Genomic DNA, 22228 nt, shown 5'->3' on the forward strand with positions numbered 1-22228 from the left:
CAAATTTATCATATACTTTTAATCTGTAAAAGTTGTTCCTGTCACAGTCTCAAGGTTAAACATGTAAAACGCATTGTATGTTGTCCCTGGTGTTGTTGTAAATGTCGAACCTGTTGCAGGATCGATAAGATTAAACTCTTGGGTAACAGTGCTAATTCCTACCCCGGGGGTTCCTACACTTTTTGACACAGCATTACCTGTTCCTGCTATTTCCAAATAGCCGGTTGTTGGATCTGTTTGTGCAAGTATTGCATAAGGCAGATAACTTGCAATATTTGTTACTTGGGAACCTGCTGTTGTAGTAATCTCAAGTGCTGTTGTTGATGTGGGACCGAAGCCTGTTGAGCCATTACCAGGTATACTTCCAAGGCCAGTTGGTGATATCCATGAGGCTGATAACGTATTTGGCGAACCTGTAAAAGTCCCGACAACTGTAAGATTACCCTGTGAATCACAGAAGGTCGACACAAGGCTTGCTGCGCTACCAAGTGCACTGCATTTAACAACCGCATAAACCGTGCCGCCGGTAATAGAACCGCCGGTAGTAATCTGACCGCTTAATGCAAACGGGTTTAATGGTATTGAGATACGGGAAACAGTTATTGTTACCTGCCCGCTTGACTTGAAGTAAGAGCCGTCATAGGTTGCGCTAAGAGGGATCGTAAAGCCGCTCGGCTTTATATCCGTTGGAGAAACAGCCTGCGCTGCCTCACCGCCATACAGGATCATGGACCCAATAAAAGTTGTAGGATTCGGAAGTGTTCCACCAACAACTACCATTGCTATAGGCAGACTATTTAATGCACCGCCAAGAACGGCTGATATCCCGGGGGGCTGAGTAACATTGTTTATAAGCACTATAAAACTGCTGCCTATACCTGCGCCCGGAATTCCTGCTGAAGCAACTGTTGTGAATGTGTTATATTGTGTTGTGGAATAGGTTTTATTATTTAGCGTGTAACTGAAGTTTGTTGTTACATTGAATGTTGTTTTTGTTGGTAGAAAACCCGTTGGAACAATGTTAATTGAGCTCCCGTCATAAGCAATTGATGTTGTAAACGGTAGGCTTGGGCTTAAAGAAACCCGAACTGTTGCAGGATCAAGAGTGCCGCTTACATTACCTAATACAATGGAAACACCCTCTGTTATTAATGCGTTTAGACCAACCGCATCCACTGTTCCTGTAGACGGTTGTAAAGTTAATGCAACAGTTGCCCCGGCAGGTGTACTGCTACTGCTGCTACTGCTGCCGCAGCTATAAACCATTGTCATGACAAGCAAGACAGCGATTGAAAGTCCAAAAAACCTGAATGTGATCTTTTTCATTTTGCTCTCCTTAATAATTATATTTATTTTTTTTATACCAATTTACAAAAATATTGTCAAGCAATAAATCTTAATCAATGTATCAACATACCAAATCTATTCCACCTTACGTGCAGCGTCTTTGGGTTCCATGAAAAATATATAACCCATGCCTTGCCGAGAATCAAGTCCCTTTTCACAAAACCCCAGAACCTCGAGTCATTTGAAAAATCCCTGTTATCTCCCATCATAAAGTATTCTCCCTTCGGCACAACAATGGGTCCGAAGTTGTCTCTCGGCGATACATTCGCCGACAGGATGTCCGAATCTCCATGATACGCATAAGGTTCATACAATGCTTTTCCATTTATATAGACTTGTTTGTTTATGATTTGTAACTTATCGCCCGGCAGGCCTATTGCCCTTTTTATAAAATCTATCGATTCATCCTTTGGATACTCAAACACAACAACATCTCCTTCTTTCGGGTTCTCGAGAGGCAGTATCACGTGATTCGTAAAAGGTATGTGCATGCCGTATATGAATTTACTGACCAGTATATGATCCCCTACAAGCAATGTGGGCTCCATCGAGCCTGAGGGGATCTTAAATGCCTGTATGATGAATGCCCGTATGATCAACGCAAGAACAATCGCTGTTGCAAATGCCTCTACGTATTCTCTTATTATCCCTTTTTTCTTTTTCTCTTTTGTCATATCATCTCCTTATATATAATATAAATCCGAAACCTAATATCTAATCCTAATCCGTCTTCAGCACCGCAAGAAAAGCCTCCTGGGGTATGTTTACGGCACCGACGTGCTTCATCCTTTTTTTGCCCTCTTTCTGCTTTTCAAGCAATTTCCTCTTTCTTGTAATATCGCCGCCATAGCACTTTGCAAGCACATCCTTTCTCATTGCCCTGACACTCTCCTTTGCAATGATCCTTGAACCGATGGCAGCCTGTATCGCCACATCAAAAAGCTGTCTCGGTATAACCTTCCTTAACCTTTCCGTAAGTGCTCTTCCCCTGTAATATGCATTATCCTTATGCACAATCAGTGAAAGTGCATCCACAGGCTCGCCGTTGATAAGTATGTTAAGCTTTATAAGCTCCGACTTCCTGTATTCAAGAAATTCATACTCCATGGATGCATATCCGCGTGACAGAGATTTTAGCTTATCATAAAAATCACTGATGATCTCAGATAACGGCAGCTCATACACAAGCATAACTTTACTCCTGGTGAGGAATTTCATCTCTCTCTGGATACCTCTCTTATCCTCGCACATTTTCATGATTGCACCGACATAATCAGACGGGATGTGTATGGTAACTTTTACATAAGGTTCTTCTATATTTTCTATCAGCCTGTTCTCGGGAAAATTTGCAGGGTTCTCAACAACCATGGGCTTTCCATCCTGCAGATAGATTTTATAAGCGACCGTTGGAGCCGTTGAGATCAGTGAAAGCTCGTACTCCCTTTCAAGCCTTTCCTGAATGATCTCTTTATGCAGTAATCCAAGAAAACCGCACCTGAAACCGAAGCCGAGCGCGGAGGACGTTTCAGGCTCCGATGTAAATGAGGCATCGTTTAATCTCAGCTTTTCTATTGCCGCCTTCAAAGACTCATACTGATTATTTTCAACAGGATAGATGCCGGCAAATACCATCGGCTTCATCTGTTTAAAGCCTGGTAAGGGGGATGAAACAGGATTTTCATCAAGGGTAATTGTATCACCGATATTCGTATCATGAAGATCCTTTATGCCTGCTATTATCACGCCGACATCGCCTGCCGACAGATTCTGTACCTGTTTTACATAAGGAGCAAAAATAGCGAGATTCGTTACTTCATAACTACGTCCGGTTGAAAATATTCTTATCCTGTCGCCTAACTTCATTGAGCCGTCAAAAACCCTTACAACCATAATTACGCCCTGATAACTGTCATACCAGCTGTCGAAAAGCAGGGCACTTAAAGGTTTTTGAGGATCTCCTTTTGGCTGCGGTATGTGGGTTACAACCGATTCGAGTATCTCTTCAATGCCCGTACCTTCTTTTGCACTCGCAAGTATTGCTCCCGATGCATCAATGCCGATTATATCCTCTATCTCTTTTCTCACTCTTTCAGGTTCAGCGCCCGGCAGGTCGATCTTATTTATAACAGGGATGAGTTCCAGATTATTGTCAATGGCAAGATACGCATTGGCAAGGGTTTGTGCTTCTACACCCTGTGTGGCATCCACAACAAGCAGAGCACCCTCGCATGCCGCAAGGCTCCTTGATACTTCGTAAGAAAAGTCCACATGCCCCGGGGTATCTATAAGGTTAAACACAAAATCTTCACCTGATTTTGAACGATAATTTAATCTGACGGGTGAAGCTTTTATCGTAATGCCTCTTTCTCTCTCAAGTTCCATCTGGTCAAGGAACTGATCTTTTTTTTCTCTCAAAGAAAGCACGCCGGTGAATTCAAGTATCCTGTCGGCAAGCGTTGATTTGCCGTGATCAATATGTGCCACGATAGAAAAATTCCTGATGTGAAGCGTGTCCATCAATACTCCACATTCATGAGGAACAGCCCTTTTGCAGGAGCTCTTGCTAAACCCCATTTTTTGCATTCCGGTTCTATATAGTGCATTACATCCTCTGGCCGCATACTCCCTCTTCCTGCCTCAATAAGCGCAGATACAATATACCTCACCATGTGATGTAAAAAACCATCTGCCTTAATTGTTACGTAAATAAAGTCATCTTTTTTTTCTATATCAAGTTTCATGATATTTTTATATGTAGGAACTATTTTCTGTCTGCTCACAAACCCTGCAAAATCATGCTCTCCTTTTAAATAATTAGCAGCCTGTTCCATCGCATGAATATCCAATTTAAAAGCTACATGATAGCTGTACAGTCTATTCGTGGCTGTTCTGTATCTGCCGTTATAAATAACATACCTATACTCTCTTGCCTTTGCGTCCTTTCTTGCATTAAAACCTAATCGAACATCCTGTGCAGATTTTATAACAATATCGGATGGAAGATGTGCGTTGATCGCATAAGGCATTCTTTCAATAGAGATGCCCGATGATGTTATAAAATTTGCTGCCTGTGCCTTTGCGTGAACACCGGTATCCGTTCTTCCTGCACCTATTAACTTAATATGCTCACCTGTAACTTTTTCTATAGCTGATTTTATGGCCGATTGAATTGACGGTACATCAGCCTGTGTCTGCCAGCCGTTGTAGCTTGTGCCGTCATATTCTATTGTGAGTTTTATATTTCTTTGAATCACTCAAAACTCAAACCCAAGTGAACCAATGATATACTGTGTAGAAAAATTAAATCCGCTCGTTTTACCAAAGTCGTTAACAATGTCCTGGCCATACCTTAGATCAATATAAACATGGTCGATGCCGTACTCCGTTCTCAGGTAGCCGACATGCCTCATATCAATCGGATCAAGCAGCAAATGTATACCCGCTATAAAATCGTAGCCGTATCTATAACCGCTTACTATAGCTCCACCGGACGAAGCTATCTGATAAAATCCGGTTGCAACCGCGCCCGCCCCTACATAAGGGTATATCACCTGGTCATCCTTTACTCTGAGTTGTGCAACAACATTGAGTCTTGCGGGATAAATCATAAGCGTGTATTGCTGCCCAACACCTGTCTGGGCATATATGGTATCCTTGCCGGTCAGAAAGCTTAATGAGCCGTCAAGCCCTATGACATGATAAAATAAAATACCGGCACCGAGATTGTACACCGGTACATAACTTTTTTTATAAAATGATTTGAGTACCGGATCTTTTGTAAAACGCAGCGCCCCGGCACCAAGTGTAAGTTCATAATGAATATTCTCAGACGCAAATGCAGGTACACTGAGAAAACCTATAAGTAAAAATAGCATTATAGCCTTTTTTAACATTTATTATTCTCCTTTTACATATTCCCTTTCCCGATTTCAATCGCCGTTAACTTTCTCATGGATTCCCATTCTCACGGGAATGATACGAATTATAATATGTTTCATATCTAATTATAATAAATATTGTCCCCAGAAGTAATAGAATTGCCAGAGCTATAAAAATTTTCTGTACCATTGTCCCGTAAAGCACAACCATGCTTCCTAATACAAAAGGTTGAAGCATCACGCGGACAACTGCCCTTAATGTATCTCTACCTGCTATAAAATGCGCAATGGGCGGGCTTAATTTATAATATGTTTTTACGAACCATATTCCGGGTTTATTGGTCAGCAATATTTTATTCCTGAACTGTCTTAATACCCACACATCAAATTGATCATATGAGCCGTAAGCTGCCGTTGCGATAAAGCAATTGCCCTTCTGACCTGAAAGATCGGAAGGACTGGGGATATAAACAGGCGTAACGGTTGTAATATTGCTTAATGTACTCTTATTCGCAGCCAGATCATAAGCGATAGCTCCGATATAATAAAGCGTTCCGTTGGTAAGCCCGTTCAGCGTGTAAGATGTCGTATTCCCTGCATCAACAACGGTTGACGGCAGACTATTGATATCAAACATGGAGGTAGAATAATACACATAGTATCCTCCAAGGTATTGAGATGTGCTTGCTGTCCAGTTCAGATAAGCTTTTCCGTTATTTGGCAGGGCGGAAAGATTAGAAGCAGGTGACGGAGGAACGGTTAATAATAAAATACTTGTTGATGCGTATGCAACAATACCTTGAGTGGTTGTTACGTAGATGTATATCGTGTATGGACCATTTTTGCCTCCGGCAAGATTGATAAGGTCGGATGCATAAATAGGCATTGTCATTGTCTGTCCTGCTGTTACAGAACCGCTGCCTCCGGGCAATGGAATACCGCTCCCCTTCGTACCATTGCCGCCAATCTCTGCCTCGTACGTTCCCGACATAGTCGACGACCATGTAATTACGGATGTATTATTGGTTGTGTTATTTATAGCAGAAGGCTTTGTAGAGGATATCGTAACTACGCTTGAAAGTTCATAAACCGTGCTTGCCGAATAATCTGTTACGTACATGTCCGAACCATTTGAAGTAACATAAGCCTGCTTGAGGTATGAGCCCAGAGATAGGGTGTTTATTACGGTATTGGTAGATGTCTGAATATAGGTAATGCCGCCTGTCGGGGAATTAATAACCATTAAAGTTGAGCCGTCAGGCGTTATTGCAAGGCCATTTGGATGCCCGCCTGAGGATGAGCCGAGAGAGATGGTATTAACAACACTGTTGGAAGACGTGTTTATAACAGATATAGTATTATCATTCGCATTAGCAACATAAAGCTTTGTTTGATCGGGTGTTAATAATATCGCTGACGGATATGATCCGGTAGTAATGGTTGTTGTCACTCCGTAAGTACCGGATGCATTAAAATTATATTGAAATACATTTACGGCATTTGATGTACTGTTGGCTACATAAACCGCATTTGCACTTGAATTTGCCGCTATACTTATAGGACCGCCTCCCCATGTTTGCACAGTGGTTGGAGATGAAGAACCAACCGGAAAATATGAGAATGTATCATTTGCATAATTTGTTACAAATACAGTGTTATTGGCTATGCAAATACCGATAGGTCCGCTCCCGACTGAAATCGTGGACGTAGTAAAGCCGGTTGAGCTGTTCAGGTTTATGGCATAAACAGAATTATTTCCATAGTTTGTAACATAAGCCGTTGTTCCATCATGAGTAATAGTTACCATTGATGGATTTGTTCCGAGAAGGACTTTTTGAGCAATCTGGTTGTTTGAAAAGTTGATAAGGTCTACATAGCCTGTCTGGCTTTCAGCCACAACAACGTACGTCCCGTTTCCTGCAATACCATAGGGGCCGTTGCCGACAGAAATAGAGCCAATCTTTGTATTTGGGAAGGCGTAAGAAATCGTTGTACTAAATAAGATCAATGCGGCTATCACCATAATTATAGGCAAAAATGATGATAAAAGCTTCCCTGTTTCCAGAATAGGGCGGAGCGTTGCCCCGCTCCTGCATTTATCTGATCTATTGCCGGTCATTACAGGCACAGACCCCACATGCAAACACTCCTGTTTCATAATAACCCGTCTTTTATCATCTGTTCTGCTATCTGTATAGCATTCAGTGCAGCACCCTTTTTTAATTGATCGCCCACAACCCAGAAATTTAAACCGTTCTCAACGGAATCGTCCTCTCTTATCCTGCCCACATAACAATCATCTTTTCCAGCTACAAACAGAGGCATTGGGTATTTCTTATTGGCCGGGTCGTCTTCCACCTGAACACCCGGAAAAGCGTTTATAAGTTCCATCGCCTTTTGTCTTGTGATCTTTTTCTCTGTCTCGATATTAACTGCTACAGAATGCGCCCTGAAAACAGGCACCCTGACGGTCGTCGGGGAAACCTTTATCGTCTGATCGTTCAATATCTTTCTTGATTCATTGATAAGCTTCATCTCTTCTTTTGTATATCCGTTCTCGAGAAATACATCAATGTGCGGAAGAACATTAAATGCGATCTGATATGGAAATGCTTCCACCTTTAGAGGCTCGCCTTTTACATAAGCCCTTACCTGGGCTTCAAGCTCTGCCATTGCCTTTGCACCGGCGCCTGAAACCGCCTGATAGCTTGTTGCAACCATTCTTTTTATCTTACCGTACATATGAAGAGGTGCAGCACCCATTAATGTAACAATGGTAGTGCAATTCGGATTTGCGATGATCCCTCTTTTTTTATACAGCTTTATTGCATCAGGATTTATCTCCGGCACGATAAGAGGAATATCGGGTTCCATTCTGAATGCAGAGCTATTATCAATCACAACGGCACCTGCCTTAACTGCGTGTGATGCAAATTCTTTACTTCTTGAAGCACCGGCTGAAAACAAAGCTATCTCAACCCCTGTGAATGACTTTGTTCCAAGCTCTTCTACGATTACAGCCTCTCCATTAAATTTTAATTGTTTACCCTTTGACCTGTTTGATGCAAGCAGTTTTAGTTCTCTAACAGGAAATTTTCGTTCCTCAAGTAATTCCAACATTACCTGTCCCACCGCGCCTGTTGCCCCTGCAATAGCGACTGAATAACTTTTACTGCCCATTTTTTTCAACTCCTTTTATTTAATTGTACTCTATTTTTTACCATTTCAATCTGTCTGCCCTTACAAAAGTTATGAACGTATGAACTCATTTCTGTCATTCCCGTGTAAACGTGAACCCCGTTCTTTATTCGTTCTATAATTTACTTCTTTCAAAAAAACAACATCTGGATTCCCGCTCCCCGTTTTCACGGGGGCAAGTTTCCCGGAAATGAAACAGAGGAATCTTTAATTGCTCTATCCTATCCTATTCAATATCTCCTCACCCATTTCTGATGTAGAAACCAATCTGCCTGTGCCGTCATTTATATCCTTTGTCCTCAATCCACTATCAAGTGTCTTTTGAACAGCATTATCTATTATATCAGCTAAATCGGGTTTATTAAAGCTGTATTTTAGCATCATTGATACGGATGCTATTGTTGCTATGGGATTTGCTATGCCCTGACCGGCAATATCAGGCGCTGAGCCATGGATCGGCTCGTATATACCGCCTTTATCCCCGATACTTGCCGAAGGCAGCATTCCAAGCGAGCCTGTCAGCATGGATGCCTCATCACTCAGAATATCACCAAACATATTGTCCGTTAAAATCACATCAAACTGACCCGGGTTTCTTATGAGCTGCATTGCACAGTTATCCACATATAAGTGATCAAGCTTTATATCGGGATAATCTACCTTCACCTCATTAACAACCTGTCGCCATAGCATGGAGGTTTCAAGTATATTCGCCTTATCAACACTTGTTACATGCTTTTTTCTTAACATGGCAAATTCATAAGCCTTTTTTGCAATCCTTACTATTTCATCCTTTTTATAAACAAGGGTGTTATAACCCTTCCTATCTTTTTTTATACCTCTCGGTTTGCCGAAATATATGCCGCCAGTAAGCTCTCTTACAACAAGGATATCAACATCTTTGATAACTTCCGGCTTTAATGTTGATGCGTTTAGCAGTGATACAAAAGGCTTCACAGGTCTAAGATTCGCATAAGCTTTTAACTCTTTTCTCAATGCAAGTAAAGCCTTCTCAGGACGTATTGAAGGATCCACGTTGTCCCATTTTGGTCCACCCACAGCACCAAGCATAACGGCATGAGCCTTTTTTGCGTGTTTGAGGAACTCATCTTTTAAAGGTACACCGTACACATCTATACTTGCGCCGCCAATGGGAAATTCCTGTATATCGAGTTTCAAACTACCGATTTCTGCTGCTCTTGTAAGTACCTTTTTTGCCTGTTCTATAACCTCCGGGCCTATTCCGTCTCCTGGAAATACAACTATCCTCTTTTTCATAATAACAAGCCTCCCATATTTTTTTTCAAATATTTATTATAATATTTTTATTCTTGCCTTATTTCCTTTGCTTCTTCTCCATATAATTCATCAATCCGCCTGCACCCAGCAGTTCCTGCATAAACCCCGGGATAGGAGCAGCATTATAAACCTTATTCGTTGAAAGCTCCTTTATTAGCCCCTTATCGAGATCAACCTCAATCGTTGAGCCATCCTTTATATAATCAATACCTTCATTTAGCTCAAGCAATGGTAACCCGATATTAAAGGCATTTCTATAAAATATCCTTGCAAAACTCTTTGCTATAACAAGTGATATGCCTGTTGCCCGTATTGCAATTGGTGCATGCTCCCTGGAAGATCCGCTCCCAAAATTAAGCCCTGCAACAATGATGTCGCCCTTTTTTACAGTTTTATAGAATTCGGGCTTAATCCCTTCCATAGCATGCCTTGCGAGTTCTTCATGATCAAACGTGTTTAAATACCTCGCAGGTATAATCACATCTGTATCTATATCATCTCCAAATACATGGACATTGCCTTTTACTATCATTTTATTCTCCTCATTTATAAATGTAGGGACGGGGTCACACCAACCCTACTGTTAACCATTGCCCTTCATCCCAAGTTCCTCCGGTGATCCAATCCTGCCAAGCACTGCAGAAGCTGCTACTATTGCAGGGTTTGCAAGGTAAACCTCGCTGTCAAGATCCCCCATCCTGCCTTTGAAGTTTCTGTTAGTTGTTGCAATTGCCCTTTCACCCGGTGCAAGAACACCCATGTGCCCGCCAAGGCATGGACCGCATGTAGGGGTACTGAACACTGCACCTGCTTCAACAAAGCTATCAATCAACCCTTCTTTTAAAGCCTGCTTGTAAATCTCACGCGTTGCCGGAATAACAATCATCCTTAAATTAGAATTTACTTTTTTACCTTTTATGATATTTGCCGCTATCCTCAAGTCTTCTATCCATCCGTTTGTACATGAACCCACAAATGCCTGATCAATCTCTATCCTGCCGACTTCATCGATAGGCTTTGTGTTTTCGGGTAAATGGGGGAAAGCAACCTGCGGCTTAAGATTTGAAAGCTCATATTCAATGACGTTTTCGTATTTCGCATCTTTATCGGAGATGAACACAGTGTAGGGTCTTTTAACCCTGTCGTTTACGTAGCTTATAGTCGTTTTATCGGGTATAATTATACCATTTTTACCACCCGCCTCTATGACCATGTTGCACATTGTAAACCTCTCACTCATATTCATCCGATCTATTATCCCGCCCGTGAATTCCATCGATTTATAAAGTGCGCCGTCTACGCCGATCTTGCCTATCGTATAAAGGATCACGTCCTTACCATAAACCCAGCCTTTTAATGTACCGTGATAAACGAACTTAATTGTTTCCGGAACTTTAAACCATGCCCTGCCGCTCATCATGGCTGCAGCAAGGTCGGTACTGCCTACACCGGTTGAAAAGGCTCCAACAGCACCGTAAGTACATGTATGGCTGTCCGCACCTATTATTAGATCACCCGGTGCTACAAGCCCTGATTCGGGCAGTAATGCATGCTCAATACCCATATTCCCTACCTCAAAATAGTTTTCAATGCCCTTTTCTCTCGCAAAATCTCTGAGTATTTTACATTGAACTGCTGATTTTATATCTTTGTTTGGCGCAAAATGATCAGGGACAAGAACTACCTTGCTTTTGTCAAAAACATCTTTACCGCCGTGTCTTTTGAATTCATCAATGGCAATGGGAGCTGTAACGTCGTTACCAAGCGCCAGATCAACGTTTGCCATAATGAGCTGCCCCGGCTCCACACGATCAAGCCCCGTGTGCAAAGCGAGTATCTTTTCTGTAATCGTCATTCCCATATTAAATTCCTTTCACCTTAAATTTTACAAGGGGCAGGTTTAAGACCTGCCCCTACATTTATCATATTTAAAATCCTTTTATCCTATTATTTTTTTTCTGTTCAAGCTTATTCAAAGCATTGATGTAAGCCTTTGCACTTGCAACAATTATATCCGTATCGGAACCTGTGCCACTAACCGTATGATTGTCCTCCTCTATCCTGACGGATACCTCACCCTGTGCATCCGTTCCGCCCGTTATTGCATTGACCTGATACCTCAGGAGTCTGCTTCTTGTCTTTGTTATTGAGGTAATGGTCTTATACACAGCATCAACAGGTCCATCACCGTGTCCGCTCTCGGTCACAGCGTTCCCGTCTATGCTTATTTTTACAGTTGCCGTCGGCAGCATGTCGGTACCTGATGCAATGTTCAAAGACTCAAGCCTGTATTTTTCAGACCATTTAAACACCTCATCCGCTATTATGGCTTCTATGTCTTCATCATAAACCTCTTTTTTTTTGTCCGCGATCTGCTTAAATACAATAAAAGCCCTGTCAACCTGCTCATCTTTCAGCTCATACCCGAGTGCATTCAATCTCTCCCTGAAAGCATGCCTGCCGGAATGTTTGCCGAGCACAAGCATATTTGAAGGCAGGCCTATTGACTGCGGCGTCATTATTTCATAGGTGAGTTTTTCTTTTAACACGCCATCCTGATGTATGCCCGCCTCATGAGCAAATGCATTTGTACCAACAATAGCTTTATTCGGCTGAACGGATATACCCGTAATCTGACTGAGCAATCTGCTTGACGGATAGATCTGCTCGGTAACAATATCGGTGTAGAAGTCAAAGAAACCTTTCCTTGTTTTCAGTGCCATAACTATTTCTTCCATAGCGGCATTCCCTGCCCTCTCGCCTATGCCGTTTATGGTGCATTCAATCTGTCTTGCACCCATTTTAAGCGCTGCAAGCGAATTGGCAACAGCAAGCCCGAGGTCATTATGGCAGTGAACACTGACAACGAGCGTTTCTGGAGCCTTAATCCGACCAATGATGTATTTGACAAGCTCGCTGAATTCCTCCAGTATTGCGTATCCAACCGTATCGGGAATATTTATTGTTGTTGCGCCGGAATCAATAGCAGTCTGGAATATCTTTACAAGATAATCACGATCGCTCCTGGTTGCATCTTCTGCCGAGAACTCAACATCATCTGTAAATCTCTTTGCGAGTGCTACTGCGTTGCCCGTCATCTCTACAACTTCTTCTCTTGTTTTTTTCAGTTTTGATTTAAGATGGATATCGGAAGTTGCCACAAAAGTATGTATCCTTGGTTTATCCGCATACTTTAACGCCTCGTAAGCCCTTTCAATATCATCTTTGTTCGTTCTTGCAAGACCGGCTATCGTAATACCTTTAACCGACTTTGCAATCTCTCTTACAGCTTCGAAATCACCGTCGGATGCTATAGGGAATCCGGCTTCTATTACATCCACATTCATTTTTTTTAACTGTTGAGCCACATTTAACTTCTCCTGCATGTTCATGCTTGAGCCGGGGGATTGCTCCCCGTCCCTTAATGTTGTATCGAATATTATAATTTTATTATTCATTTTATCTTCCTCCTTTCAGATTATTAAATAAAAAATGTAAAGAAACGTGTTTTTATATTTCTGTAGACTTAACTCCCCTTCTGGGGAGTAGGAGGGCTATGAGACCTGATAAAGCGTATCCTACAAAAATAACAAAAAGCATTTTTATAGGTTCAAGGAAAAGCAAAGACATCATCATTATAGCAAGTACCAGGAAAGAAATGGGACGTTCTTTTATGATGCCAGCGTTCTTAAAACTTTTATACTTAATCGTACTTATCATAAGTATTGCCGATATAAGAACAAGAAGTAATATCGTGAAATGCTGTGATAATATAAAATCAATAGGCCTGGTAAGAAACAAATTGATAGGCTGTTTTACCATTGTCGAAATCATCTCTTTATTATCACCGCCGATTACATTTGAGGGTGTTACATAAAGCAAAACGGTGGTTGTTATTATACCGGCTGCTGCAGGAGACGGCAAGCCGTTGAAAACACTTTTCTCTACGGTATTTACCTGTACATTAAACCTTGCAAGCCTTATCGCCGTGCATGCTACATAAATAAATGCAATGAGCCAGCCTATTCTCCCGAATGAATTGAGCGCTATTGAATATGCAAGAAATGCGGGGGCCACACCGAATGCAACGAGATCGGACAATGAATCATACTCAACGCCGAACGCACTTGTGGTATGTGTAAGCCTTGCTACTTTGCCGTCAATTCCATCAAAAAAGATGGAAGCCATGATCGCAATAGCACTATAAAAATAACTGCCGTTAAATGTGGCAATCATCGAGTAGAAACCCGAGAACAGGCTTGCCGATGTAAAGATGTTTGGAAGCAGATAAATACCCCTTGCACGGGCTTTATCCCTTCTTCTGCCCGCTTTTGGTTCTTTTATCTCTGTTTTTATTTCTACAATATTTTTATTATCCATATCTATGCCGCTATTATCGTTTCTCCTGCCCTAACCTTGTCGTTTAATTTTACATTTATTTTCATGCCCGAGTCAACATAAACATCAAGTCTTGAACCTAATTTAATTATACCATATCTTTGTCCTATTGTCATCCTCATATCTTTTTCTGCATTACATACTATCCTTCTTGCGATTGATCCGGCAATCTGGACAACGACCAATCTTTTACCCGAATCGGCATTTATAAAAAGCGCTGTCTGCTCATTCAGCTCTGATGCCTTGTCTACGCTTGCTATATGAAACTTACCCGGATTATATTTCTTATCCACAACAACACCATCAACAGGACTTCTATTTACATGGACATTAAAAACGGACATGAATATGCTTATGCGTACGGCATCATTACCTATGAATTCTTTATATTTGTCGTTTTTTTCTATCTTTATAACTGTTCCGTCTGCAGGCGAAATGATGTGATTACCGTGCGGCGTATTCCTTTCCGGATTTCTGAAGAACCATGTCACAAAAACAAGCAGCAGAATGGACGGCACATAAAGAAAATACCCGTATTTAAGCAGCAATCCCGCAAACGTAAGTAAAACAAAAAAACCTATATACCTCCAGCCGTCTTTAATTATAACCGTATCATCTGTATTCATAATTTTTTACTATACTGTTGCAGCAAATATTTTGCAAGCAGATATACGATCTGACCATCTCAATACGATTTTCATTGCCTTCACTTTCATAATGAAAGGAAATCCCCTACGCATATATTTTTATACCAAAAATGCATTAAAAAAAGGGGATTGCATTTTTTGGGTTAATAGGTTTAATATGTAAATTATTATGTTATCCGTTTCTTTAATAGAGGGCTTATGACCGGCGGGTTCATAACTGCAAAAATACTTAAGGAGCATAATGTAAAGCACATCTTTACAGTGTGCGGCGGTCACATATCACCGATACTATCCGAAGGTAAAAAGCTCGGCATCAGAATCGTAGATGTGCGTAATGAAGTAAACGCTGTTTTTGCCGCTGATTCTGTAAGCAGGCTGACCGGTTCTCCCGGTGTTGCAGTAGTAACCGCAGGACCAGGTGTAACAAACAGTGTTACCGCACTCATCAATGCGAAAATGGCGCAATCTCCGCTTATCATATTTGGAGGTGCTTCAGCAACCGTACTCCGTGGAAGGGGCGCACTTCAGGATATCGATCAGATATCGCTAATACGCTCTGCCGTAAAAACGGTATTTACCATAAAGAGAAATTGTGATTTTATCCCTGCCATTGAATCCGCATTTGCATCTGCAGTGTCGGACGTTCCAGGACCTGTTTTTATAGAATGCCCCATAGACCTGCTTTATGATGAGACGCTGGTAAGACAATGGTATGCCATGAAAGGTTCAACAGGAGATAAATGTTCTTTGCGCGATAGATTAACCAGCTGGTATCTTAACAGGCATCTGAATAAAATATACGCCTGTGACATTGATACTATGAGCCGTGAAAGTATACCTCCTGCAAAGCCGGATTTTAAAAAACACACACCTGCAGAGGCTGTTAGATTAATCGATAAATCCGTACAGCCGCTGCTTATTATAGGGAGCCAGGCTTTATCGAACCCGGATTTAACGCCGGAACTTACAGAGGCTATAAATACAATGAATATACCTGTGTATCTGACAGGTATGGCCCGCGGGTTGTTAGGGAACAATCATCCTTTACAATTCCATCATAAACGAGATATCGCACTTAAAGAAGCGGATCTCGTTATCTTAGCAGGAGAGCCGTGCGATTTTCGTCTTGATTATGGAAGGTCCATAAACCCGCGGGCAAAAACTATCGCAGTAAACCGCAGTAAACATGAGTTAACTCTGAACCGTAAGCCGTATCTTGCTGTTCATGGAGATCCGGCTGAATTCCTTACAGCCTGTTCTTCAATTATGAAAAGCAGACCTGCACGTAATGAATGGAAACAGGTATTGATATGCCGGGAAAAACAGCGTGAGAATGATATAAAAAAACTTGCGATGGAGAGAACCGGATATATAAATCCCCTATTATTATTAGAAAGAATTAACAGCGTATTAAACAACACAAGCATCATCGTTGCCGACGGTGGAGATTTTGTCGCAACAGCGTCTTATGTATTACATCCGCGAAGACCTCTTGCATGGCTTGATCCCGGCGTATTCGGGACATTGGGTGTCGGTGCCGGGTTTGCAATGGGTGCAAAGGTTTTAAACCCGGACTCGGATGTATGGCTTATATGGGGAGATGGGGCAGCCGGGTACAGTCTAATTGAATTTGATACTTTTGTGCGGCACGGCATTCCCGTTATAGCTGTTATTGGAAATGATGCCGGCTGGACGCAGATAGCCCGGGATCAGCTTGAATACCTTAACGATGATGTTGCTACAGTATTACGTTATGCCGATTATCATGGTATTGCCGAAAGTCTTGGTGCAAGAGGGTTCATGATCAATAACGAAGATCAAATCGATACAACACTCGAACAGGCTGTAGAGCTATCAAGAAAAGGCACACCAGTCCTTATTAATGCTCTGATCGGGAAAACGGCATTTCGAAAAGGATCAATTTCTGTGTAAATTACACATACCCGGATGTACCTCTGCAATTTCACTGTAATTTGATGTTTTTAATAGCAACATCATTGGTTTCGCTGTCACAATAATAACTAGAAATCCTAAGTAGAATATCTATTTTCTGTGTTGTTAAAGGAAGCGCTGCAAACTGAACTGTAAAATTCTTTTTAACAATTGGTACAGACGGCTCGTTAGGAGATAATTGGAACGTGGTAGAAATAAAATTGTATTGGTTGTCATCCTGATCCATTATGTAGGTATAATGATGAGGATCATCCAAAAAAAAGTATCCTGTTTTTTGTTGTAAATTCTGTATCACAAAGTTTGCCACGGTTTCATTCTTTTTGATTTCAATTGATCTTAACGACACCTTAAAACCAATCCGGCATGTTGCCACTTTCTTTGATGACAGTCCTTTGCCCTGCTATCGGTGCAGTCGGTACGGACGCACAGCCGATTACAAATCCTGCCACAATCGATCCTAACATAAAAACTTTAACACTTTCATACATCTTCCTGTTATTGTTTTTATATGCCTTCATTTTCCCCCTTTATCAAGATGGTTGTTTTCCTTTCCATTTTTATCCTTTGCGTTATTCCCATTGTTTTGTTTATCTTGTGTTACATTTTGCGTATTATTCTTTTTTTCTTTTTTATTTTCTTCACCTTTCTTGTGACCCTTGCTGTTTTGGCCTTCCTTTTCATGTTCGGGCTTTTTCCCATGCTCACCATTCTTTCCTTTATTCTTATGAAATCTATTTTCCCCCTCTTTCTCATGATTTCCTTCCCTACCTGGCTGATTTACGACAATCGGTGTGCCACCAACTGGAGGAACAATACCGATGTTCCTTGATGGATAATAAGGCGGAGGTCGATGAGCTACCGGTGGATTGGATATGACTGTGTTGTTAATATATGGAGAGTTGGCATTCTCCCTTAACTCTTGAGGCGGTGAAGTTGGCGTATAACCAGATTGAACACGCGGAGTTACAACAATACAGGAACAAATAAAGCATATCATAACTCCCGTAATAGTTACCTTTTGCACATTGTTGTTTCTATTTGACTTATTTTTCATTTCTTTCTTCAAAAGTCCTCCCTTATAATTTATTGGCAAGTAGAAGAAGGATAACAAGGTGTATTGCAGTAAAAATAGGTTTCAGCATAATATATAGATGAACCAAAACTATTGGGTGTATAAAATGAGCCAGGACTGCTGCAAGATGTTTCACTACAATCAGTGCATGTCATTATTGTGTAATTCTGATCGGTATTCACTATTATACCTGTACTTTCACAACCTGTGTAAGAATTTTGTAATTGTTTACACGAATTGTTGCCATTAACAGTATTTTGTACAACCACATAATCATCCACAGGATTGCAAGTAAAAAAGTCAGGACAAAGATATACATATAATGTAGCTTGATCATATACAGTGTACGAACTTTTGTTTCCACAGCTATTTAAAACAAGCACTGTGCTTAAAACCAAAAGTAAATAGCACAGACCTAATGTTATGCCTTTTCCATTTAGACTTTTCATTTTTATAATCTTATCCTTCTTAAAGTTATTATACGATCTTTTTTACTTTTCTTACATTACAATTATACAATTTTTAGATTCATTTAGTCAATCAAATTGCGGTTAAATTTTTAAATGACTTAACAGGTCATATTGCCCTAAAGGATGAATGCAGCTATGCACAGGGTTTCGGCTTTCAAGTGCTATTTCCTGTGCAAGCAGCTATATTTAAGTCAATCGCTTATTTAAAATTTTAACCTTCGTGTATATGGAAATTCCATTTCTATTTATTAAGACGAACAAAAAAGACGTTTTGTTGAATTTGTATTGTTTTTTCAGGTGTGGGGTTTATGTATAAGTCTAATTATGAAGAAGAGTTACACGAGCTTGCCCATGGGTATCTACGATGATTTTATCATCATATCATCGGTAAGTACTATGATTTTTTTTATCGGCTTATTTGCCAATTCCTTATAACTAGTTTGCCATTCTAAGATTTCTTTCTCTACAAACCTTGTTTGTCTAGTGTAATTTTTTCGTGATAAATTTAGTATGGTGGCAACATCTACCGTATCTTTTACTTTTAACATCGGGGTTGTTTTGAACACAAACGGATGGCTTGGAGCATTCTTTATTAATAACCTTCCGGCCGCATGAAAATCCGGCAACTCCTGCAAATCATTGGCTTGCAACACTGGTTTTGTATATACCTCCATTTTATCTGCATCCGTTGAGCCGAGCCGCAGCATTAGAATCGTTCCAACATTACCAAGAACAGAATCAAGAATATTCTGCATACCTTGGTTTTTAGTTAGCTGGGCAAGATTTTGATTTGCAATAGTCATATGTATACCGAATTTTCTTGCTTCCGAGATCAAATATGCAATCGTATCGGTGGTAAAATTCTGAAACTCATCCACATAGAGGAACATTGGCCTTCTTTGCTCAAGGGGAATTGAGACACGTCCCATTGCGGAACTAAATATCTTCCCAATAATTAACATGCCGAGCAATTGGCTATCTAACTCACCAAGGAGACCTTTAGAAAGATTAACGAGCAAGATTTTACCTTTGTCCATAATTTCACGGAAATTGATAGTGCTTTTTGACTGACCTATAATAGGTCGTAATAGTGCATTTGTGGTAAACTGATTAAGCTTACAGGTAACATATGGCGCCATATTATTTAATGATGCCTCGCCATCAGCTTTTTCTGCCTGCCTCTCCCAAAATCCACTAACAATAGGGTTATTGCAGCCTTCTATCAGGAATTCACGATATTCTTTATCCTCAAAGATCAAGGGTATATCCATAAGCGTACGTCCCGGGTATTTGTTATCCATTGCAAGAAATAATGCATTTCTCATATACTGCTCAAATATCGGCCCGCCTGTTCTTGAAAGATCATACAGTCGATCAAAGATCTTGATCATCTCATTCGTTATATAATTTATCTGTACCTGTTTATATTGCTCATCAAATTCGAGGAAGTTAATCCCGACCGAATGATTGAAATCACAGGGGTCCACCAGTACTACATCATCCATTCTCCAACTTGGTATTGATGCCAATATCTGGTGGTAGAGGTCACCGTGCGGATCTACAACAGCCACACCCTCTCCGTTTTCAATATCCTGTACTATCATGTTATAAAAGAGTGTAGATTTCCCAGTTCCTGTAGCACCGACTACATAACAGTGCCTGCTTCTATCCGATCGTGAAAAACGGACGTTCATCTGTTTCAGATCATCTTTTATCTGTCCGAGAATAATACCGTCTTGGGGCAAGTTCATGATACGGTTTTTGTAAATACGGTTAACTCCATAATCTATCAGAGTAGATACATCAGGAAACAGGGGAGGCAATGCAGCACCCATGTTGAGGCAATCCCTGAGATCAAGAGCTTTATCATCTAAAACAGATTGGGGTTCTTCGCTCAATATGATCTCTTTTGCCTGCTTTACTACCTTTACCGAAACCGGACAGTCATGGAAGATTTCATTGCCGACCATCTTTAAGAATGCAACTGATATAGGCTCTTCCGACATAACTTTGCAGTTTATCCTAAAACCGGAAGGATTTTTAAGCCATGATATGAGATTGCGTCTAATGCCATTAATTATTTTGGGGTCGTCAACTCCGGCTTCTGCATCAGGAAGATAATTGATCCTTTTTATTCCACCGTTCTGCAACCATTCGAGAGTAGTTCCTATGTCTTGCAGATCATTGGCGGTAAGAGTAAACGGGTTAATTGAGAATACCAGTCTTATGGGTGCCACATGCCTTAATGCTTCTATAAGCACTGAATTGAAGCTATCGACATATTTGTTTCCTACTGTTGGGACAATGAGAAGATTTGACTTATTTAATCGCTCTTCAGGGGATACAAAACCTGCATGTCTTTGTCTCCGTTTATCTATCGCAACTCCTGACAATGTTATTATACCTTCCCAGTATTTATTGTTCTCTACTTTAGTCAGCTTTTCCGTAGTTTTCACCGGGAGGAAGCTGTATTTCTTTTCTGTACTTTGTAAAAGGAGTTGTGTAGCCTTCCATAACTTCAATGTATCCAGGGCTGCTATCTCAGGGACACTGCAGGTAGAACTCCCTATAATCTTCCATGTGAAGCATTTACCTTTTGTGGTTACATTTTCTGTGCTATATACAAACTCCAATTTATCATTTATCGAAAGGCATGATATTAAGGAATTCTTAAAACGATCATGAGAGAATGCATGTTCCGTATCTTCTACACTATTGTTTTTAACTATCCCCTCCAACTCAAGCTCAAAAAAGGCTTCAAAAGATTTATGTTCCATGTTCTCTATAACATGGATTAAAGGTTGTTCATGGCTTAATGGTTCAATAAATTCTTGCCAGCTTTTTCTGTTTTTATTTTGGTGTTCCTTTTCAGTTGGTATCATTTGACCTCCTTTCTTTTAAAGTAAAATTACGTTCCTTCCTTCTTTCGAAATAGAAAAACCAGATTTTTAATCTGGCCTTCAAGGCTTTTGTATAAATAATTATGAATTGCTACTTATCTGGTTTCCACCTTTGATTCATCCTGTACATTTCATAGCCTATATGTGGAGCCAATGCCCTGCAGCATGCATTTTCTAATACAGCTTGCGTTTCTTTATACTGTGATTCAACCGCTTTTTTCCCACACCCTAAAAGTATATCCTTCGCCCTGTCTACAATACTAAACACCGATTGGCCGTTTAACTTTCCATCCTTTGCCAAGAAACTGATTTCGACAGTCCAGCTCTTTAATCTTTTTCCCCATTCACGCTTGAACTTTTCTGGATTTTCTTGTGCCAGCATCGATAGAAATAATTGTTGCTTGCTTTTTCTCCTTTCCGAAGCTTTACCCATACTCCTCCTTTCATTTAAAAAGATTTGTATTTTGCCTATTCAGACTATAGCCCTTTCGGCTTATTTGATTTTTTATTTTACTTGAAGACGATAAGATAAGGCATTTTGTTGAATGAAAAAGCTGTAGTTCATATAATAAATAAACAGGTTAAGTAGAACTTGCTAACAAAAAAGACTAACCTATTATTTTCGCTGCACTATTTTTATCAAAGACACGATTCCAACTGTAGTTACCTCATACCATTTGACAAATATCTTACCGATGAATTGTATAAATGACCACAAGATATTTGTAATGAGTCCAGCTACTACCTTTTCAGTAATCTTTGTAGAAAAGACAATATCAATACAGATCAAAAGAGCAATAATACTACCAATAAGCAATAAACCTAATTCAAGTATTACTGTTAATACACTCCATACCAATAATTTATTATTTCCAGAATTATGAATTGAGTGAAGAAGAATACTACCATGCTGGATAATTAGAGGAACAACAATAACTCCCACTACTATCACTCCCATTAATTTCAATAGCTTGTTCATAATTTCTAATTTATTGTGAGATTCGCTTGAAAAATATTATCATTGTTTAATAATTGCCCATTTGCCTGATGAATTGTTATTCCGCCA

General features: G+C 40.4%; 20 protein-coding genes. 1 reads left to right on the forward strand and 19 read right to left on the reverse strand.

Features of this window, described 5'->3' with window-relative positions:
* Nucleotides 1-18 precede the first annotated feature (18 nt).
* From M1381_10775 to M1381_10835, 13 genes are all read right to left on the reverse strand, one after another.
* Nucleotides 19-1326, reverse strand: coding sequence for a hypothetical protein (locus tag M1381_10775; protein MCL4479557.1), 1308 nt, complete (start codon nt 1324-1326; stop codon nt 19-21).
* Nucleotides 1327-1400: 74 nt separating this feature from the next.
* Nucleotides 1401-2021, reverse strand: coding sequence for a signal peptidase I (gene lepB, locus M1381_10780; protein MCL4479558.1), 621 nt, complete (start codon nt 2019-2021; stop codon nt 1401-1403).
* Nucleotides 2022-2067: 46 nt separating this feature from the next.
* Entirely contained in the window at nt 2068-3864 is a 1797-nt protein-coding gene (gene lepA, locus M1381_10785; GenBank protein ID MCL4479559.1) for a translation elongation factor 4, read from the reverse strand.
* Entirely contained in the window at nt 3864-4601 is a 738-nt protein-coding gene (truA, locus tag M1381_10790; protein MCL4479560.1) for a tRNA pseudouridine(38-40) synthase TruA, read from the reverse strand. Before truA ends, lepA begins: the two co-directional genes overlap by 1 nt.
* A complete protein-coding gene (locus M1381_10795) occupies nt 4602-5240 on the reverse strand; it encodes a porin family protein (GenBank protein MCL4479561.1) in 639 nt (212 codons plus the stop codon).
* Between the two features lie 55 nt (nt 5241-5295).
* Nucleotides 5296-7383, reverse strand: a complete 2088-nt coding sequence (locus M1381_10800; protein ID MCL4479562.1) for a beta-propeller fold lactonase family protein — start codon at nt 7381-7383, stop codon at nt 5296-5298.
* Nucleotides 7380-8405: an aspartate-semialdehyde dehydrogenase gene (locus tag M1381_10805; protein MCL4479563.1), complete on the reverse strand. Its 1026-nt coding sequence runs from the start codon at nt 8403-8405 to the stop codon at nt 7380-7382. The genes M1381_10800 and M1381_10805 overlap by 4 nt, the downstream gene beginning before the upstream one ends.
* A gap of 234 nt (nt 8406-8639) precedes the next feature.
* Nucleotides 8640-9701: a 3-isopropylmalate dehydrogenase gene (leuB, locus tag M1381_10810; protein MCL4479564.1), complete on the reverse strand. Its 1062-nt coding sequence runs from the start codon at nt 9699-9701 to the stop codon at nt 8640-8642.
* Nucleotides 9702-9759: 58 nt separating this feature from the next.
* Nucleotides 9760-10254: a 3-isopropylmalate dehydratase small subunit gene (locus M1381_10815; protein ID MCL4479565.1), complete on the reverse strand. Its 495-nt coding sequence runs from the start codon at nt 10252-10254 to the stop codon at nt 9760-9762.
* Nucleotides 10255-10305: 51 nt separating this feature from the next.
* A complete protein-coding gene (gene leuC, locus M1381_10820; protein ID MCL4479566.1) occupies nt 10306-11583 on the reverse strand; it encodes a 3-isopropylmalate dehydratase large subunit in 1278 nt (425 codons plus the stop codon).
* Between the two features lie 67 nt (nt 11584-11650).
* Nucleotides 11651-13180: a 2-isopropylmalate synthase gene (locus M1381_10825; GenBank protein MCL4479567.1), complete on the reverse strand. Its 1530-nt coding sequence runs from the start codon at nt 13178-13180 to the stop codon at nt 11651-11653.
* A gap of 52 nt (nt 13181-13232) precedes the next feature.
* On the reverse strand, nt 13233-14102 hold the full coding sequence (pssA, locus tag M1381_10830) for a CDP-diacylglycerol--serine O-phosphatidyltransferase (GenBank protein ID MCL4479568.1): 870 nt from the start codon (nt 14100-14102) through the stop codon (nt 13233-13235).
* Nucleotides 14103-14104: 2 nt separating this feature from the next.
* Nucleotides 14105-14746 carry a phosphatidylserine decarboxylase family protein gene (locus M1381_10835; GenBank protein ID MCL4479569.1) on the reverse strand — a complete coding sequence of 214 codons (642 nt, stop codon included), beginning with the start codon at nt 14744-14746 and terminating at the stop codon, nt 14105-14107.
* Between the two features lie 219 nt (nt 14747-14965).
* On the opposite strand from M1381_10835, the gene M1381_10840 reads away from it, so the two are divergent.
* Nucleotides 14966-16699 carry a thiamine pyrophosphate-binding protein gene (locus M1381_10840; GenBank protein ID MCL4479570.1) on the forward strand — a complete coding sequence of 578 codons (1734 nt, stop codon included), beginning with the start codon at nt 14966-14968 and terminating at the stop codon, nt 16697-16699.
* Between the two features lie 31 nt (nt 16700-16730).
* Here the strand turns inward: M1381_10840 and M1381_10845 are convergent, their stop codons facing one another.
* The 6 genes from M1381_10845 to M1381_10870 all read right to left on the reverse strand — a co-directional run bounded on the left by M1381_10845 (nt 16731) and on the right by M1381_10870 (nt 22141).
* The gene (locus tag M1381_10845; GenBank protein ID MCL4479571.1) at nt 16731-17015 is read right to left on the reverse strand and encodes a hypothetical protein; all 285 of its coding nucleotides are present in this window, start codon (nt 17013-17015) and stop codon (nt 16731-16733) included.
* Nucleotides 17016-17067: 52 nt separating this feature from the next.
* Entirely contained in the window at nt 17068-17238 is a 171-nt protein-coding gene (locus M1381_10850; GenBank protein MCL4479572.1) for a hypothetical protein, read from the reverse strand.
* Entirely contained in the window at nt 17235-17786 is a 552-nt protein-coding gene (locus tag M1381_10855; protein MCL4479573.1) for a hypothetical protein, read from the reverse strand. Before M1381_10855 ends, M1381_10850 begins: the two co-directional genes overlap by 4 nt.
* A gap of 835 nt (nt 17787-18621) precedes the next feature.
* Complete coding sequence (locus M1381_10860; GenBank protein ID MCL4479574.1) at nt 18622-21144, reverse strand: type IV secretion system DNA-binding domain-containing protein; 2523 nt, start codon at nt 21142-21144, stop codon at nt 18622-18624.
* A 109-nt stretch (nt 21145-21253) separates the two neighbouring features.
* Nucleotides 21254-21595: a hypothetical protein gene (locus tag M1381_10865; protein ID MCL4479575.1), complete on the reverse strand. Its 342-nt coding sequence runs from the start codon at nt 21593-21595 to the stop codon at nt 21254-21256.
* Between the two features lie 183 nt (nt 21596-21778).
* Entirely contained in the window at nt 21779-22141 is a 363-nt protein-coding gene (locus tag M1381_10870; GenBank protein ID MCL4479576.1) for a hypothetical protein, read from the reverse strand.
* Between the last annotated feature and the right edge of the window lie 87 nt (nt 22142-22228).

Source organism: Deltaproteobacteria bacterium (assembly GCA_023382265.1).
Taxonomy (GTDB): Bacteria; JAMCPX01; JAMCPX01; order JAMCPX01; family JAMCPX01; genus JAMCPX01.